The following is a 17054-nucleotide window of genomic DNA, read 5'->3' as shown; positions in this document are numbered from 1 at the left end:
AATTAAAAGTATTGTGCTTGAGGTTTATTATGTTATCTAAGGTTCAAAAATGGGGAAATAGCCAAGGAATTAGAATTCCTAAAAATCTTCTTGAAAATTCCCATATAAAAATAGGTGAAGAAGTTACTATTTCAGCAAAAAATGGAAAAATTATTGTAGAGCCTACTCACAAGGTACGGGGCAAATATGATATCAAAGATTTGATTAGTAAAATGCCAAAGAATTATGAGGTAGAAGAGGAAAACTGGGGAACTCCTTTTGGCCGAGAGGTTTGGTAAATGCCGAATTATGCCCCCGAGAAAGGTGACTTTATTGTAGCAACTTTCGATCCACAATCTGGGCATGAACAAAAAGGGAGAAGGCCTGCATTAGTTATTAGCAATAGCTTGTTCAATGAAGCAACGGGACTTACTATTGTTTGTCCAATTACACATACAAATCGTAATATTCCTTTTCATATTGATGTTTCAGAAAAATCATCATTAACGGGTTTTATTATGGTTGAGCAGGTAAAATCAATTGATTATATAAGTCGTCGAGTAAAATTTATTGAAAAAGCAGATGATGAAATTTTAAATGAAGTTTTAAGTGTATTGGATGCTTGTATATATCAAAATACATAACGAACAAGGTTAGATTGTGATCGCGAAGCGAGCCACAATCTGAACCGTTTGTTGGACAAGCCCGGTAATGATAGTAGAAATTAAAGGAAACCAAAAGGGTCAGACTCGATTGAAAGCAAACCAGAACCAAAAGAAGCAAACCATGGGTCACAAAGTATGGGGTCTTTCCATGCGGCATCGTTCGGTCAATTATAATATAAATAGTCTGCCATAGGATAGGTTTAGCCTTCTCCAATACGAAATGAGTCTGAAAGTAACCTCGTATTCTAATATAGAATGAGTCTAAACTGACAAAACCAGATAATCTGTTCATGATGAAGGAATGAAAGCCATCATGAATCTTAAAGCACTAAAAAATACGGAAGAATTACAATCATTTTTGGAGGGATCACAAGCGGTTGCCTTTAGCCTGCCAGGTAAAAAGGAAGAGCGCTATGCCTTTATTCAATCTACCTTAAAACAGTTTCACTACCGAGCCATCACTAAACGGCAAAAAGGGGTTGTGATTCGGTTTTTACTGCAAGTAACCGATTATTCTCGGCAGCAACTAACACGACTGATTAACCAATACCTAAAGACAGGTGTTGTGCAGCTCAATAAAGTACATAAGCCCCCAGGATTCAAACAGAAATACGGCGCAACCGATGTCGCGTTATTAGCAGAAATGGATGAGCGATATGACACACCAAGCGGCGCCGTTATTAAAAAGCTTTGTGAACGAGCCTACTGCATTTTTAATGAAGATGACTATCAAAATATTGCCAATATTTCAGTCTCACATCTCTATAATTTACGGCACTCTGCGGGCTATCAGAAGCAACGAAGAACCTTTGATAAAACCAAGTCTAGGAAGGTTGACATTGGCGAAAGACGTAAACCAAAAGCAGAAGGTAAGCCTGGCTATATCCGTATAGATACGGTACATCAGGGCGATCAGGATGGTATAAAAGGCGTGTACCATATTAATGCCGTCGATGAAGTAACTCAATATGAAGTCGTCTTATCTTGCGAGCGGATTAGTGAACAATTTTTGCTACCCATTTTGACCGAAATGCTTGAAACTTTTCCCTTTAATATGAGGGGTTTTCATGCGGATAATGGCTCCGAATACATCAATCACAAAGTGGCTGAACTGCTTAACAAGCTCAATATTGAGCACACTAAGTCACGGTCAAGGCACAGCAATGACAATGCATTAGCGGAAAGTAAAAATGCCTCAGTCGTGCGTAAAATCTTTGGTTATAGTCATATAGAGAAAAAAAATAGGGGTCAAATAAAAAAATAGGGGTCAGGTCTTTCCATGCAACATCACTCTGTCAACTATAATATAAATAGTCTGCCATAGGGTATGGTTTAGCATATACAAATATGTTGTAGAAAGACCCTGATTTTCTACGCAATTTATGCTCTACCCCTTCTAATATTTCCTGAGTAAAAACACTTGAGCTTTTTTCTTTCTATAAAAAGCTAAAGCTAATACTCTGCTGTTTTTATAGATATTTTCAGGTAAAACTTTGAGAACATAATCCAACAAGGTGTCGTTTCTTTGTGTTGACATAGCATGCCCTGGTGGCTAGACTGATGTTTGCTAATAGCGGCAACTTTGCCCGGTTTATAGGCTAATATCTATTTATCAGGGAAAATTGACGTGGTATTTAAAAATGCAGGCAAATGTGTTTGATTTGTAGGGTAATATTAGGTTATCAGGGTGAATGTGCCTGATAAGTATATAGTTATAGGCTATGTACTCATTAAGTGTTGGTAATCACCTAAGTTATTGTTTTTATCTGATTCATAGTAATAGGTAAATGCCCGCAATCATTGGCCTTTAAGTCTTACCAACAGCTAATGCAGACATAGCCTAGTTATAACTACTAACTTCTTTACTCTTTGACGGCTATACGTTAATTGCGTATAGTTTGTATATGAGAGGAATATTTGTTGAATCAAGTTTGTTTGAGAAGTATCGAAGTGATTACTTATCTGATGAAGAATATAGAGAGTTACAAAATGAATTATTATCCAATTCTAAGAAAGGGGATGTAATTCAAGCTACTGGGGGATTAAGAAAAATTAGGGTAGCTTCAAAAAATAAAGGTAAACGAGGAGGTGCGCGAGTAATTTATTTTTATTTGCCTAGCTTTAAGCGTTTCTACCTATTAACAATTTATGCAAAGAATGAGGTCACAGATTTAACACCTCAAGAAAAAAAGCAACTTAAATTATTTGTAGAGGAATGGGTTAATGAGCAAACGTAATTTATTTTCAGAGTTATCTGTGTCACTATCTGAGGCTAAAAAGCATTCAGAGGGAAAATTAACTTTAAAAACAGTTCAAATTGAGGGTAAAGAGGATTTTATTATTCTACCTAGTGAAATAATAAATATTCGTAAACAATTCAATATGTCACGTGGGTTGTTTGCAACGTATTTACACACTTCATCAAGAACTTTAGAAAATTGGGAGCAAGGTAGAAGCAGTCCAAATGGACAGGCAACTACTCTTTTACGCTTAGTGCAAAGGCATCCAGAAACTTTGTCACAAATAGCCGCACTTTAAAAAAAAAGTTATAACCATCGCATCCACTTGACGCTTTTTACGTCAAGTGAAAGTTATGGGGGGCAGGTCTTTCCATGCAATATCACTCTGTCAACTGTAATATAAATAGTCTGCCATAGGGTAGGTTTAGCATATACAAATATGTTATAGAAAGCCCCCCCCCCCCCCCCGATTTTTTTCGGTAAATCGTAATAACTGGAGCTAGGAAAATCAAGTGATGAAATGAAAATATGGAAATAAAAGGAAAAAGCGAGGGTCATGTTAAAATCAAAAAAGATTTGAGTAGCTGTTAGAGAGGCCTACTTTAGAGGTTTTCTACAGCCTCGTTATGTGTTTAATAGTGATAACGTAGTTGCGCGATCAAAATATTGCCCTCAATCACTTTGTATACAATTCTGTGCTCATCATTGATACGTCTTGACCAAAAACCTGACAATGCATGCTTTAAAGGTTCAGGCTTACCAATTCCGTTAAAAGGACTACGTTGAATATCTGTAATCAACGAGTTATTCCTTTTTAATATAGCTTTATTAGTTTTTTGCCAGTAGAGGTATCTATCCCATGCTTTTGGTGCAAAAGTAAGGTTCATTCAATTAATTCTTGTTTCATACCTTTACCTGCTTCAAGCGCAGCAATTGACTCAAGTAAATCCCGAGTATTAGCAGGCGAACGGAGCAAATATGTTATTTCTTCCATAGCTTGATAGTCTTCTAAGGAAAGCATAACGACAGGAGATTCACGTTTTCTGGTTATAATTATAGGAGCATGGTCATTACATGCAAACCTGTTCCATAATTTTAGACAAATTAGCTCGGGCGGCTGTATAGCTTATAGCATCCATAAGAACCTCAGTTAATGATGTGTACAGAATAAAGTACGTATAGTATGGTGACACATGATAAAAAAATCCAGCTGATCGTTTAAAGCGTCATTTTTTTTGCAAAAAACCGAGCCTTTAAACGGCATTTGATTTAGGCGTTATAAGGCACAAGAATAAAAAGCATATGACAATCCCAAAGCACGATGACATCAGGGTTCCTGCGCTTCAGTTGCTCACAGAGCATGACTCTATTAAATTAAACGAATTTGAAGCTCCTCTGGCAAAACGATTCGGACTAAGTGAGGATGAACTTTCTCAAGAGTATGATTCAGGAAATGGCAAGATATTCTATGACAGAATATCTTGGGCTTTAAGCTATATGAATATGGCAGGTTTGGTTCAAAAACCAAAACGTGGAACTTATCAAATTAGTGACATTGGTAAAGTTCAATTAAGAACACCTGAAAAGATTAATTATTTTATTGAAACTCAAATAAAGCAAAGAGAACCTGTAAAAAAAGAAAAAACCTCTAGTGTTAAAATTATTAATGCAGCCCTCACGCCCCAAGAAGAACTTTACGGTTCATTCTCAAAAATACAATTATCTGTTTATAACGAAATAATTGATGTTATTTTAGATAAATCTCCACGAGAATTCGAAAAATTAGTTGTTACTTTATTGCAAAAAATGGGTTATGGAGGTGAAGTAAAAGCTGCTGGGATGGTTACACAATATTCAAATGATAAAGGTATTGATGGAATCATAAAAGAAGATGGTAAGCGCTCAACGAAGCACGTACTTGCCCTATTCAGGCGTATCTGATTTTTTAATATTCCAGGGCAACAAAGCCTCCACTTTATCAACCGTATCAGCATAAGGTAAAGCAGTGAGAACCTGCTTAAGATATGCATAAGGCTCCAGCCCATTTGCTTTAGCTGTTTCTATCAGGCTGTAATGTATTGCACTGGCACGAGCACCCGCAGGGGTAAGTACCCATGCAAAATTAATTTAACCTTTTATGCAAACTCTACTTTGTAATTCTTTCCAATATTAGACAGCACCTTAAATAATTCTTCCTGAAGAGAGGCATAGGATTCATAAGCTGAAAAAGGAAGCCATTCGTATTTTATTTTACGCCATATAATCTCGATAATATTTAACTCGGGTGAGTATGGCGGTATACGGTAAATGGATAGGTTTTTTTCTTTCCACCTTTCAAGGTTTTCATTAAATTCATTACTCGTATGAGTCGATGCATTATCAATAATAAGAGTTGTTGGTTTTTTAATCTGTTTAGCAAATTCATCAATACAAGCCACAACAACCGAAGTGTTTACACTCCCTTCAAAAACAAAAGAATCAAACCTGCAATCTCTGTTAACAAAACCTAATACATTAAGACGCTTGCTGTTTGAGCTTGGTATTTCAATCGTCTCACCTGACTGTTGCCAAGCATAAGGAACACAGGGTTCTAGTGTAAACCCCGACTCATCAAAGTAGCACAAATCAAGTTCATTCTCTTTATGTTGTTGTATTAATTCTTTTATTTCATCGGTTGCCAAATCAAATTTATCTTGATTACGCTTTATCCTTAAGGATTTTCTAACTCGTTTCCAAACAAGATCAGCTTGTTTACAAATACGTTTTATAGTATCAATGCTAACTGAAATGCCTAGATCTTCTTCAAATTTTGCTAGTACTGATTTTAATGATCTAGGAGATTTTTCAACTCTCTGGACTAAGCTTATTTGTTGTTTTTCAGTTAAAATACCTCGCCGTCCTCTTCCCTGACAGTCAACCAATCCATCGATTCCATTCTTTTCCCAGTTAGAAAACCAAGTGGAAACAGTTTGGCGGCATACGTTATAAATAGAACAAATCATGGGAACAGAATGCTCTTTGAAACTTAATAAAATAGCATGAGCTCGACTTCTACTTAAATGAAGTGGATGGTTTTTATGCATCACATTTAAAGCAGTAATTTCTTCTGGGAGTAGGTGTTTTATATAGAGCACAAACATTTAGAGTCAGCAAAATAATTGTTTATTATGACACCTTTTTTCGTTAAATTAATTTTGCGTAAGTACTTATCAGAAAATAACCAGGCTTTGCGCCCTATCACAAACGGGCGAATCGCATTTTCTGCCAGGATGTTGCTAATATTGAGTTCACCATGGGTGCAATACACATTGAGTTTTTCCCACTGGTTACTCAGGTAAGTCATTGCCTTTCCTGTCAGGCTATCTTTAGGTACTTTATGCTGGTTTTCTTCCAGATAGGCTTTGAGCTGGCTCAATACAGGAATGCTCTTCTCCTGGCGCTGCTGATATTTTTCATCCACTGACAGGTCTTTAATTTCTCGCTCAATGACATACAGTTTATTGATCAGGCTCAGCGCTTTACCTGCTTTTGAGGGTTTGTTATTTTGTCCCTTTTTGCGTTTAGGCTGTGCATTCTGGGCATCTTTAAAATAACGACGCGCATGATCCCAGCACCCCAGCTGGGTGATGCTGTTTTTTTGGCACACGGCATTGTACCCCGCATAGCCATCGGTTTGCAGATAGCCACTAAAGCCGTCAAGCAGGCGCATGGGGACGTCTCCACTACGAGAGGGATCGTATTCAAACAGGATGCTTTTTTCACCCGGTGGCCCGCCAAGCGTCACCCACATATATTTATCTGAGGTCGCTGGCCGCCCCGGTTCTTTTAATACCTGAACCCGCGTTTCATCAGCGAGTATGACTGCCCCTGTGTGTTGATGCTCTCGCATCAGGTTAATCAGGGGCTGAAGTTGTTTAGCCAGTGCGATCATCCAGTTTGCTAATGTCGCTCTGGAGATGTCACCCCCATAACGAGACAAGATGCCTTCTTGCCGATATAAAGGTAAGCCGTCAGCATACTTGGCGATAATAACAAAGCACATTAAACTGATGCTTCCCATTGCTCTGGCAATAGGGTGTCTGGGCATTTGTGCGGCTTTAACCTGGCGTTGTTTTTCGCCTTCAATCTGTTCGACAAAGACCGCTTTTTCCTGCATGTATTCAAGAACACGTACTTTAGCAGGAATAATATCCAGCTCTTCTTTCACTTTCGTGAAGAAAGTATCAATAGCGCCTTCTTTTTCTTCATCCGTTAAATGAATAAAAATTTGCTCGCGGGGTAACTTATCCGAAAAGGGTTTGCGTCCCGGCTTTTTCTTTGTGCCAGTAGAACTTGTCTGCTTATCGCCCTCAGGTGCTTCATCAGCTTCCTGGTCTAATTCCTCGCTGCTATCTGCTTCATTCTCTGCTTCATCAAACAAAGAGGATTGATGAGATTGTTCACTCGATGACCCAAAGCGTTTTATTTTAGATAAGCGTAGTACCTCTTCCAGAATAAGGATGCGTTTTTTCTGTTCGGAAATCACCCCAGACTTAACTTCAATCACACGCGTCAGTTCATCAATAGCCTCTTCTTTTTCAAGCAACAAAGCAACACTCTCCGACAGCAAAGAACCGGCTTTATCTTGTTGTTTTATATTTGAAATATCGGCTAAAATCATGGCTTTATTATAGCATTTATAGTGGCAATAATGAACACAAAAACAGCTAAAAAACAGACTCATATTGAAGTTTTTTATGACCCTTCATCGCGCTAATATCAAAGCCATCCAGCAACCAGTTTAACGGCTGTCCTGTTAAGGTTAATGTCTCTTCATCACCTTTAGGCCACTTAAATTTGTCTTCTACCAATGACTTGTAATAAAGGACAAAACCATTATCTTCCCAGAACAGACATTTAATCTTATTCCGCTGTTTATTCGTAAAGGCATAGAGAGCCCCCTCAAAAGGATTATGCCCTAACTCACATTCAACAATCGCCGATAGCCCTCGGTGTGACTTACGAAAATCAATGGGACGCCGATACAGATACACCTCCGTTAAAGACAGGGATGGACGCATAACAACCGTCACCGCAACAGCTCAAGCAGTGGTTGAATACACGACATAGTGTCCTGCGTAATACCTTCCAGACGTGTGCCATCATTAAATCGTAAGGATAATCCAATAGCTAGATCCGGTGAGATACCCTCGTCAACCCGAATGCGCGTAAATCCTGTAGGGGAAGTAGTAGGCTTTACAGTCGATTTACGTTTCCAGTAGCCGAACTTTTGCGGGCATAAATCATGTTGCCGACAATAAGCTGCCTGTGATTGGCCTGATGCCTGCCAGTGCTCTATGTGAATAGGCCAGAAAGTCTTTTCCTGTATTTTTTCTAACGCTGCCATTTAAAATTCCCCGTGGTATTTAACAATGGGGATAGTTTGGCATTAATCTGAGTTGCCGTGAAGTACGCTGACTATTGAGCGCTTACAGAAGATGTATTGGGTCTTGGTCGAATTCATATACAAGCTAAGCGCTATGCAAGAGAAAATACCATTGGAAGAGAGGAAGTTCAAAAATTCGTTGGTGCGCTAGCAGTTGCACAGTCAAACAAAGGTGTTTTTATCACAACCTCATTTTATTCAAAAGGTGCAATTGAATACTCTGAAAACCTCAATGGCACCACAACACTTGTACTGATTGATGGTAATCAATTAGCTGAATATATTTATCAATACAGCTTAGGCATGCAAACAGAGCAAACTATTGAGATCAAAAAACTTGATAGTGACTTCTGGGATTCCATAGACAATGCAGATAAAAGCGCCTTCTAACAATTGCATGAAAAAGCGGGGTTAGGTTTTGCAGTCAATCATTTTCTATTGTGATGCTCAAAAATGGCAAGACCGTTACGAATTGAATATACAGGAGCTTTGTACCATGTCACATCGCGTGGGGACAGGCGTGAGAATATTTCTCACTAAGATGATGATCGTGCACTGTGGCTAGAAGAGTTTCTCATAAGTCTGTCTGCGCTATAATTGGCGTGTCATGCTTGGTGATTAATGGATATGTAATGGTCAACAAAAACAGGACACTTTCCTATAACTACTCGCTCAAATTGTAATGGTGATTGATAACCAAGTTTTGAGTGAGTACGTTTACCGTTATAAAAAGCTACACATCAATAATGCTATCGATTGCTGCTTCTTTGGTTCTAAAGTTTTCGTAATTTAACGCCTCATGCTTAAGACTACGGAAAAAACGTTCTGTTGGTGCATTGTCCTAACAGTTGCCTTTTCGACTCATATTCTGCTGCATTTGCATGATATCCAGGTGTTGACGATACTCGTAGCTTGCATACTACAGGCTTAAGCCAAGGTGAAGCCTGTGATCGGCTTGATTGACATGAATAATACCCAACATCATGTTACCCAGAGTAACGACTACGCAAAAAAACGGGCCAAGTCTTTCAATGATACCTAAATCCTGCAAGCCCATATTTTGACTCTCATTAACCTGTCTAGCTAAGTGGTTATTAGGTTTTTACTGCCGCTTTGCCAGCCCTCTTTGTCCAACCGATCAAAATATCCAGATTTAAATCATAAATAGAGGAAATTTTTTGTATCGTATGGATATCCCCCGAGCCCAAGGCAATAAACACCCTGCCAACGTGCCATGACCTTTTAATCAAAGTGACTTAACTTCGGTTAATGTTAAGCGAGTAACCCCACCTTAACCCAATCATCCCATTCCTGTGGATAGAGCGGATCTGCAGGTGTTCTGACTCTCAGCTGATTATTGCCTGTGAGTAATTTTCCAGCCACCCGAATCAGATAAGTACGAAGTGTATCCGGCTCCCATTGGCACAACGTTTTGTTGCCACTCAATTGAGCCATCCAGCGCACGGTATTGTAGGCAAGAACGGCGCAATGAAATAATGCGGCATTAGCCAGAAATTGATTCGTTCTGATTTTACCTAAACCCATTTGTGATTTTGCTTCTTCAATCCATGTTTCGCACGTCGCTCGTTCACCATACTTCTTATGTGTTTGCCAAGGCGATAGAGGTTCAGTTGTTACATAACAAAAATAGTCATATTCTGCCGTATCCCAAAGCTCGGACTGAGGTCCTGTCACTTGTTTAGGGAGATGGAAAGAAATAATCATCCAGAACAACCAGGAGAAATGGTCAAAAACCATTTCTCCAACGATGGCATTCGGTCAACAAACTGATAATACGTCTTCATTGCTTTTTTACCTACCTTTACTCCTGTTTCATATATTTTTTCTGTTAATTTAACAATAGGTGCTTTGCCATTGTAGGTCATACTTTTGGCAAATTTTAAAGTTGTTTCAACTGTATCCATTATGTCGCCACTAATATGATTTTCATAGGCTCCCCATACTCGTTCAATTGGGTTATATTTACTATGATAAGGAGGGTAGTAGGCCAGTTTTATCTTTATGTTGCTTTTTTCAGCAAACTCCACAAGCCTTTTTATAAACTGAGTTCTGGAGCTACTGTTCTCCATACCATTGTCAGCGTTAATTGTCAGAATATCTACTCCATATTTTTCTTGAATTTCTGGCCAAATTTCTTCCAATCGGTCAACGATGAAATCACTGCTGGCATAGCCTGCTGTAAAGAAAAGGAAAAAATCATCATGTTCAGGCAGATAAAAACCAAAAGGAGTTAACTTTTCCTTAACATCTAAATCATGATCCTCTGCTTTTGTTAAAACCCGATTTCGTCCTCCCCGTGAAAAATTTCCTATATTCATTCTTGCTTTGGCATCAATTGATATACGAATCTCTTTTGGGTTGATATCTGCCATTCCATTGACTGAATGAACTTGTTCAAAAATTGCATCCGTTTCCTTGATTTTCTTATGAGGCTTTGTTTTTTGTACCTTTTTTGGATGGTAACTCAGGTCATTTAATTTTGTATTGATAGTTTTTGAGCAAGGTAATGTTTTTTCATCGTAATAATCAATCTCCAGTAAACGTTTTCTAACTTCTTTAGCCGTTAGCCGGGTATATAATCGACAGGAATTAAAAGAGGGATCCGTTTGACACTCCGGTTCAGCAATTTTTTTTATGTCATCAAGTAGATGAGGAAAATGCTCTTCACTTTTATTACGCCCTCTCGCTGAAAAATTATCTTCTATGGGCTGAGTTTCAAGTTCATATTGTCCTTTTCGGATAGTGCCTCTATTCCATCCTAGTTTTTCTTCAGCAATACTTGCACCACCTGAGCCTAGTAGCTCCACCGTTTCAGCCATGAATATACGACGTACCGAGCCTTTTAAACGATGGGCTGTATTTATAATCCAACCTATAATGCTATCTGTTAATATCAACAAGCTTATCTGCCTAGTGTGAGAATAAATTCAGAATTCATTATTATAAATTATTGAGACACAAGCTTACTTCGTTTGGATGATTATTTCTTTCCATCTCCCTTAGGTTGCTTTATCCTGACCGCGACAAACTGACGAGAGCGAGACCAGCCACCACAACGATATTGAAACTCGCTCTGCTCCCAACCGGGTCGGCCTTGTATGGCTGTCCAGGCCTGTTTGGCCAGCAATGCGTTCAAATTCTTAAGTTTAACCTTTATTAGATACCCATGCCCTCTGGTATCGAGAAATTCAAGCAAATCACCGACAAAATAACCACTGTCACCGCGAAAAATAATGCGCATCCGATTGGGCAAGTGTGCAAGTAACTGTTTGGTAAATTCTACAACACCATTGCTTGTAAAGGCATTGCCTGTCCGGAACCAGGCTTGTAAAATTTCTTTTGTTTCCGCTAGAAAAGCGAGTTGTGGATGGTATGAACGGGCACCTTTCTTTTTGGGGTTGAAGCCTTTGGCACTTCCTTCTTGTCGACCACAAACGGTGTCCACAGTTGAATCGACATCGACCCACTGGACGGATTGTATGCCAGTTTTCGATTTTCCGGAACGAAGCAATCGCCGCCAGTGTTGACCACGCAAAGTATGCGTGAGCGTTTCAAACTGGCTTATCTGCCTATCACTTACTTCTTTAAAGATCCGTAAAATTGTGGTTTCAACAGGAATCTTTATCCAGCCAGCTACTTTGCGCAGTACGCTATCTGCCCATACGGTCGTCACCTTTGCCATTGATGTTGCTCCCCCCATCATGCCAACCAACGTCAATAGAACCACATCAGATAAGTGATGGTCTGCATTTTCACCCCGCCGATGTGGAACGCTTTGTTTTACGGTTTTTTCAAAACCTATCCTGTCTAAATATTTCACGACGGGAATCAGTCCCGCCTGGCTTGTCAATCCATGTGCTGTAGATGTCATTTTTACCGTTCGGGTACGGTTTCTTACGTGAGATGAGGATTTTGATACTTTAGAGGGCTTCATTAAAACAATGAGATAGTGAAATCAGGAAAATGATATTATATCATTGTTTAATAAGGAGTTTTGTGGATTATTATGTATAATGCTTGCAGGATTTAGGTAGTAATAATAAAATATATATCTATATATAAACTATTATTACTATTAGCAGGTTATAGAGCTGTGGATAAGTAGTTTTTATATTTTAAAATCATATGGTTATCTTATTCATAACATTGTTATAAAGTTTAGATTAAGCTGTTGTAAAAGTGTTGCTTACTAAGGCCTTAATTTTTAAGTACAATTTAGCAACAGGCTTGTATAAGGCTAACTAACAGACTTATACACAATAAATAAGTAACAAATTTGTGCGTTAGTCTATTTTTAGTAAATAAGCTAACGTTAATACTCTTCCTTACAAACATCCTCAGATCAATGATATGCCTGCGTAGAGAATAAGTGCTACGAATATTGCGTATTCCGCAAGCTTTATATCGTGCTGCAAAATAATTTTCCGCTTAAATAGAGGTAGACCTGTTTGCCAAGAGATTTTCCTGAAAGAAGAATTAAGACTCTAGTCAAGAAAAAATAACGATAGTGTGTATTTATTTGTTCATTTTGCAGTATTCGCTACAAATTTCTTATCTAGCTTTTAAGTTGATTAAGCTACTAATATGATTTATAAGTAATTATAAGATATATATCTATATAAAACCTATTACTATTATTAGTCATCCGTAATCTTGTGGATAAGCTATTATAATAGTTTGTAATCAATTTCTTAGCTTGTCAGTAAAACTGTTCAAAAGGTTTGTTTAATTTGTATTAAAGCTGTTCACAAAAAACCTTGTAAAATTTCACTACAGATTAATAACACCTTTAGTAGTAGGCAACTAACAGATTTATGCACAAGCCAGTGTTACAGCATGGGTAATAAATAAGGTGCTATATGCTTTGCTATGACGGGTTGAGCTTTAGCATTAGGATGCAGTCCATCGTTTTGCATTTGAGATTTATCTAAAGCGACGTCTTCCAGAATAAAAGGGATGACGACTATATTATTAGTTGCTGCCACTTTGGCATAGCTGTTATAAAACATATCGGTATAGCGTTTGCCATAATTACTTGGGATACGCATACTTAAGAGTAAAGCTTGCGCACCCGATTTTTTTGCCTGTACTATCATGGCCGATAAATTCTGTTGCATGATTTTTAAAGACATACCGCGTAATCCATCATTAGCACCCAGTTCAAGTAGTACAATCTCGGGCTGATATTGTGCTAATAATTGCGCTAAACGTGCCAGTCCACCTGCCGTAGTATCTCCACTGATACTTGCATTATGTACTGAGTATTCTGGATGGCTGGATTGTAATTGTTTGGCCAGTATAGCGACCCAGCCATGTTGTGCTTCAAATCCATAGCTAGCACTGATACTATCTCCTAGAACTACAATTGACTTTGCCTGTATCAGCGTCGAATAAAACAACATAATTCCGATTAATATAATTTTAAGCATAATGAACTCCCAAATAGATAAAAATACATCAAGTATCATTCATGTCGATAACTTGTGTAAAACAGTGACGAGTAATAATAGCCCATTGACAATCTTGTCATCAGTAAGTTTTACAATCAAAGCTGCAGAAAGTGTTGCAATAATCGGCGCTTCGGGTTCCGGGAAATCGACTTTACTGAGTTTACTGGCTGGATTGGATGTAGCAAGTTCCGGAGCTATACAAATACTAGGCCAATCACTGGGTGAATTAAATGAAGATGGTCGTGCAGCATTGCGTAACCAGGTCATCGGTTTTGTATTTCAATCCTTTCAGTTATTAACTAATCTCAATGCGCTGGAAAATGTTATGTTGCCACTGGAATTAACCGGTAATAAACAGGCGAAAAAATTAGCAACAGAGTTACTGGATCGGGTAGGCTTAAGTCAGCGCTTAACGCATACGCCAAATCAATTATCGGGTGGAGAACAACAACGTGTTGCTTTAGCTCGCGCGTTTGTTACTCAGCCAAAAATCCTATTTGCAGATGAACCGACCGGAAATCTGGATAGTACTACGGGTGATTATATTATCGATTTATTGTTTGAATTAAATACAGAACATCAGACCACTCTGGTATTAGTCACTCATGACCAGCGTCTAGCAGATCGCTGTGAACGTACGATCGAATTACAAGCTGGGTGTATTGTATGAATGGTTTGCTATTGGCACTGCGGTTTTTACGCAGAGATAGTCGATCCGGTGAATTAAATTTATTGATGCTGGCTTTAATTATTGCAGTAGGAAGCTCTACAGCCATTAGTCTATTTGCTGATCGAATTAACCGCACCATGAATTATCAGGCAGCTGAATTTTTGGCTGCAGATTTAGTATTAACAAGTCCGGATCTCATAAATGAGGGTATTTTAAAAAAAGCTCAGGGCCTGGGTTTAAAACAATCTCAGGGGACAGGTTTTTCTAGTATGTTAATGGAAAATGATGAGTTTCTATTAGCAGCTGTAAAAGCCGTCAGTAAAAATTATCCTTTATATGGTTACTTAAAAATCAGGCAAGATAGTTATACTCAAGAACAAACGGTTTATCACGGCCCGGAAAAAGGAGAGGCGTGGGTAGAAGCACGAATTTTATCTGCCTTGAAACTCAAATTAGGGGAGCAATTACGGGTCGGTGAAAAGTCATTATTAATTAGCCAGATTCTTACGTATGAACCAGATAAGCAGGGTGATTTATATAGTTTAAATCCGCGAGTGATGATTAATGCAGAAGATTTATCTGCAACCCGGATTTTACAGCCGGGCAGTCACGTACATCATTTTTATCAATTTGCTGGTGATGAAACAAGTATTCTGGGTTTTAAGCGCTGGTTAAAACCGCACTTAGGTGTTTCGCAACGTATTATGGATGTATATGAGGATAGACCCAATCTTGGATCGGCTCTGAAAAAGGCGGAACGGTACCTGGGGTTATCCAGTATTGTGGTTATCTTAATTTCTGGTGTCGCGATTGCGATGGCAACACGGCGCTATACGGAAAGACATTTTAATAGTGCGGCCATTTTGCGTTGCTTAGGTTATCAACAAAATGCAGTGCTGCGATTATTTGTATGGCAATTTGTTTTTATTGGCTTGTGTGCAAGTGGTATTGGATGCCTGCTGGGCTGGGTAACTCAGGAATTATTATTGCATACCCTGCGTGAATTATTGCCGGCTCAAATTGCAGCTCCAGGTTTGCTGGCTGTGTTTTTTGGTTTAGTTATGGGGATAACGGTGCTGTTCGGTTTTGCTCTACCGCCTTTATTACGTTTAAAACAGGTATCGCCCTTGCGTATTTTACGCCGCGATCTGGAACCTTTGCCAAGTAGTGCATGGTTGGTTTATGGATTAGCAATAGCCTTGTTATGTATATTATTAACGCAATATACTGAAGATATGCAAATGACATTTAGTATTATCGGCGCATGCACATTGAGTTTATTGATAATTGCTGCTTTGGTATACCTTATATTAGGTGCAAGCCGCTTCTTGCTTAAGCATTTGAATTTAACCTGGCGTTTTGGTTTGCAAGGTTTGTCAAAAAACAGGCAGTCCAATATCGTACAGATTTTAGCATTCAGTATGACCTTGCTGGCAATCATACTCAGCTTCACAGTACGCTCGGACTTGATTAATGACTGGCAAAAGCAATTAGCAGATAATGCACCCAACCATTTTGCGTTAAATATTTTTGCAGAACAAAAGGACAGTCTGAAATTAGAATTAAATCAGCAGGGCGTAAGGGTTAGTGAATTTTATCCTGTAGTCCGTGGACGCCTGGTGGAAATAAATGCGGTACCGGTACAACAAATCGTGACTAAAGAATCTCAGGGTGAACGTGCAATTCATCGTGATCTAAGTTTAACCTGGTCGCAGGCTGCAGCAAAAGATAATAAAATTATGGCAGGCCAGTGGCCTGCTGAGCGTAAGCCTGGTCTGGTTTCTATAGAATTAAAACTGGCAGAGAGCCTTAAGGTTAAGATAGGTGACATGCTTACATTTTCTATTGGTAGCCAGCAAATGCATGCGGAGGTTGATAGTATTCGCAAAGTCGATTGGGACACTATGAAGCCTAATTTTTATATGATGTTTTCACCCGGTAGTATCGATCAGTTTGCACATACTTATATAACCAGTTTTTATTTACCTTCCGAAAATAAAGATATTTTAAATCAATTGCTTAAAAAATATCCGGCGATGACAGTATTAGATGTTGATCAATTATTACAGCAGATTAATCGCATTTTGACTCAACTGACCGCCGCAATTAATTATTTACTGTATTTTGCTTTGCTAGCTGGCTTTCTGGTGTTATTCGCTGCAGTTCAGGCTAGTCTGGATAGTCGAATCTATAGCGGTGTGTTAATGCGTACCTTAGGGGCGAAACGTAGTTTTTTACAAACAATACAGTGGATTGAGTTTAGTGCGCTGGGCTTCATAGCAGGAGTATTGGCAGTATTTATGTCACAACTGGTTATCTATGCTTTATATCATTGGGTATTGAAAATGGATTTTCATCTTAACCTGATTTTATGTTTAATATTTCCAATTGCTTCAGCTGTTTTTATTGGCCTAGCTGGTTTCTGGGGAACCCGATCCGTGGTTAACCAGTCTCCGATGCAAGTGTTGAGAGAGCTGTAGTTATACTTCGGGCGGTCACGCTACGGATTTCAAGCGGATTAGTTTTTTTGCGACTCGTAAGAGCTCGAAGAGAAACCCATCATTTTACGTGGGATTGATGGGTTTCTCTGCGCACCTAAAAGAC

The 17054-nt window shown here is 38.7% G+C and carries 18 protein-coding genes and 2 pseudogenes; 9 read left to right on the top strand and 11 right to left on the bottom strand.

The window, feature by feature from the left end:
• The first annotated feature begins 29 nt into the window (after positions 1-29).
• The 5 genes from ACQY3F_RS21900 (at position 30) to ACQY3F_RS21880 (ending at position 3182) form a co-directional block, all read left to right on the top strand.
• Positions 30-278, top strand: coding sequence for an AbrB/MazE/SpoVT family DNA-binding domain-containing protein (locus ACQY3F_RS21900; protein WP_428357228.1), 249 nt, complete (start codon positions 30-32; stop codon positions 276-278).
• Positions 279-623 (top strand): type II toxin-antitoxin system PemK/MazF family toxin, encoded by a 345-nt coding sequence (locus ACQY3F_RS21895; protein WP_428357226.1) that lies wholly within the window; start codon positions 279-281, stop codon positions 621-623.
• Between the two features lie 334 nt (positions 624-957).
• The gene (locus tag ACQY3F_RS21890; RefSeq protein ID WP_428357224.1) at positions 958-1908 is read left to right on the top strand and encodes a hypothetical protein; all 951 of its coding nucleotides are present in this window, start codon (positions 958-960) and stop codon (positions 1906-1908) included.
• Positions 1909-2575: 667 nt separating this feature from the next.
• On the top strand, positions 2576-2881 hold the full coding sequence (locus ACQY3F_RS21885) for a type II toxin-antitoxin system RelE/ParE family toxin (protein ID WP_428357223.1): 306 nt from the start codon (positions 2576-2578) through the stop codon (positions 2879-2881).
• The gene (locus ACQY3F_RS21880; protein ID WP_428357221.1) at positions 2868-3182 is read left to right on the top strand and encodes a helix-turn-helix domain-containing protein; all 315 of its coding nucleotides are present in this window, start codon (positions 2868-2870) and stop codon (positions 3180-3182) included. The genes ACQY3F_RS21885 and ACQY3F_RS21880 overlap by 14 nt, the downstream gene beginning before the upstream one ends.
• Before the next feature lie 334 nt (positions 3183-3516).
• Here ACQY3F_RS21880 and ACQY3F_RS21875 read toward each other — a convergent pair whose 3' ends face one another.
• The gene (locus tag ACQY3F_RS21875) at positions 3517-3771 is read right to left on the bottom strand and encodes a Txe/YoeB family addiction module toxin (RefSeq protein WP_428357219.1); all 255 of its coding nucleotides are present in this window, start codon (positions 3769-3771) and stop codon (positions 3517-3519) included.
• A complete protein-coding gene (locus tag ACQY3F_RS21870) occupies positions 3768-3905 on the bottom strand; it encodes a hypothetical protein (protein WP_428357217.1) in 138 nt (45 codons plus the stop codon). Before ACQY3F_RS21870 ends, ACQY3F_RS21875 begins: the two co-directional genes overlap by 4 nt.
• Before the next feature lie 281 nt (positions 3906-4186).
• On the opposite strand from ACQY3F_RS21870, the gene ACQY3F_RS21865 reads away from it, so the two are divergent.
• Complete coding sequence (locus tag ACQY3F_RS21865) at positions 4187-4825, top strand: winged helix-turn-helix domain-containing protein (RefSeq protein ID WP_428357216.1); 639 nt, start codon at positions 4187-4189, stop codon at positions 4823-4825.
• Here the strand turns inward: ACQY3F_RS21865 and ACQY3F_RS21860 are convergent.
• The 5 genes and pseudogenes from ACQY3F_RS21860 to tnpA form a co-directional block, all read right to left on the bottom strand.
• Positions 4808-4990 (bottom strand): annotated as a pseudogene (locus ACQY3F_RS21860) (transposase domain-containing protein); the annotation flags it as partial. The gene ACQY3F_RS21865 and the pseudogene ACQY3F_RS21860 sit on opposite strands and share 18 nt — an antisense overlap.
• Positions 4991-5019: 29 nt before the next feature.
• Positions 5020-6024: an IS630 family transposase gene (locus ACQY3F_RS21855; RefSeq protein ID WP_428353111.1), complete on the bottom strand. Its 1005-nt coding sequence runs from the start codon at positions 6022-6024 to the stop codon at positions 5020-5022.
• On the bottom strand, positions 6006-7544 hold the full coding sequence (tnpC, locus tag ACQY3F_RS21850; RefSeq protein ID WP_428357214.1) for an IS66 family transposase: 1539 nt from the start codon (positions 7542-7544) through the stop codon (positions 6006-6008). The genes ACQY3F_RS21855 and tnpC overlap by 19 nt, the downstream gene beginning before the upstream one ends.
• Positions 7545-7590: 46 nt before the next feature.
• Positions 7591-7944 carry an IS66 family insertion sequence element accessory protein TnpB gene (tnpB, locus tag ACQY3F_RS21845; protein ID WP_428353775.1) on the bottom strand — a complete coding sequence of 118 codons (354 nt, stop codon included), beginning with the start codon at positions 7942-7944 and terminating at the stop codon, positions 7591-7593.
• Positions 7945-7952: 8 nt separating this feature from the next.
• Positions 7953-8270 (bottom strand): IS66 family insertion sequence element accessory protein TnpA, encoded by a 318-nt coding sequence (gene tnpA, locus ACQY3F_RS21840; protein ID WP_428353774.1) that lies wholly within the window; start codon positions 8268-8270, stop codon positions 7953-7955.
• A gap of 96 nt (positions 8271-8366) precedes the next feature.
• Here tnpA and ACQY3F_RS21835 point away from each other — a divergent pair, with 96 nt between their 5' ends.
• The gene (locus ACQY3F_RS21835) at positions 8367-8699 is read left to right on the top strand and encodes a restriction endonuclease (RefSeq protein ID WP_428357213.1); all 333 of its coding nucleotides are present in this window, start codon (positions 8367-8369) and stop codon (positions 8697-8699) included.
• An 882-nt stretch (positions 8700-9581) separates the two neighbouring features.
• Here ACQY3F_RS21835 and ACQY3F_RS21830 read toward each other — a convergent pair.
• From ACQY3F_RS21830 to ACQY3F_RS21815, 4 genes and pseudogenes are all read right to left on the bottom strand, one after another.
• A pseudogene (locus tag ACQY3F_RS21830) lies at positions 9582-9998 on the bottom strand (transposase); the annotation flags it as partial.
• A gap of 32 nt (positions 9999-10030) precedes the next feature.
• Complete coding sequence (locus ACQY3F_RS21825; protein WP_428352931.1) at positions 10031-11227, bottom strand: ISAzo13 family transposase; 1197 nt, start codon at positions 11225-11227, stop codon at positions 10031-10033.
• Positions 11228-11310: 83 nt separating this feature from the next.
• A complete protein-coding gene (locus tag ACQY3F_RS21820) occupies positions 11311-12264 on the bottom strand; it encodes an IS1380 family transposase (RefSeq protein WP_428353297.1) in 954 nt (317 codons plus the stop codon).
• Positions 12265-13159: 895 nt separating this feature from the next.
• Positions 13160-13759 carry an arylesterase gene (locus tag ACQY3F_RS21815; RefSeq protein WP_428357212.1) on the bottom strand — a complete coding sequence of 200 codons (600 nt, stop codon included), beginning with the start codon at positions 13757-13759 and terminating at the stop codon, positions 13160-13162.
• 1 nt (position 13760) lies between these two features.
• On the opposite strand from ACQY3F_RS21815, the gene ACQY3F_RS21810 reads away from it, so the two are divergent.
• Together ACQY3F_RS21810 and ACQY3F_RS21805 are read left to right on the top strand one after the other, a co-directional pair.
• Positions 13761-14450 carry an ABC transporter ATP-binding protein gene (locus tag ACQY3F_RS21810; protein WP_428357211.1) on the top strand — a complete coding sequence of 230 codons (690 nt, stop codon included), beginning with the start codon at positions 13761-13763 and terminating at the stop codon, positions 14448-14450.
• Entirely contained in the window at positions 14447-16930 is a 2484-nt protein-coding gene (locus ACQY3F_RS21805; protein WP_428357209.1) for an ABC transporter permease, read from the top strand. Before ACQY3F_RS21810 ends, ACQY3F_RS21805 begins: the two co-directional genes overlap by 4 nt.
• Positions 16931-17054: the final 124 nt, after the last annotated feature.

The sequence above is a fragment of the Methyloprofundus sp. genome (assembly GCF_965251085.1).
Lineage (GTDB): Bacteria > Pseudomonadota > Gammaproteobacteria > Methylococcales > Methylomonadaceae > Methyloprofundus.
The sequence above is the reverse complement of the archived record's forward strand: the minus strand, read 5'-3'. Positions and strand labels throughout refer to the sequence as shown.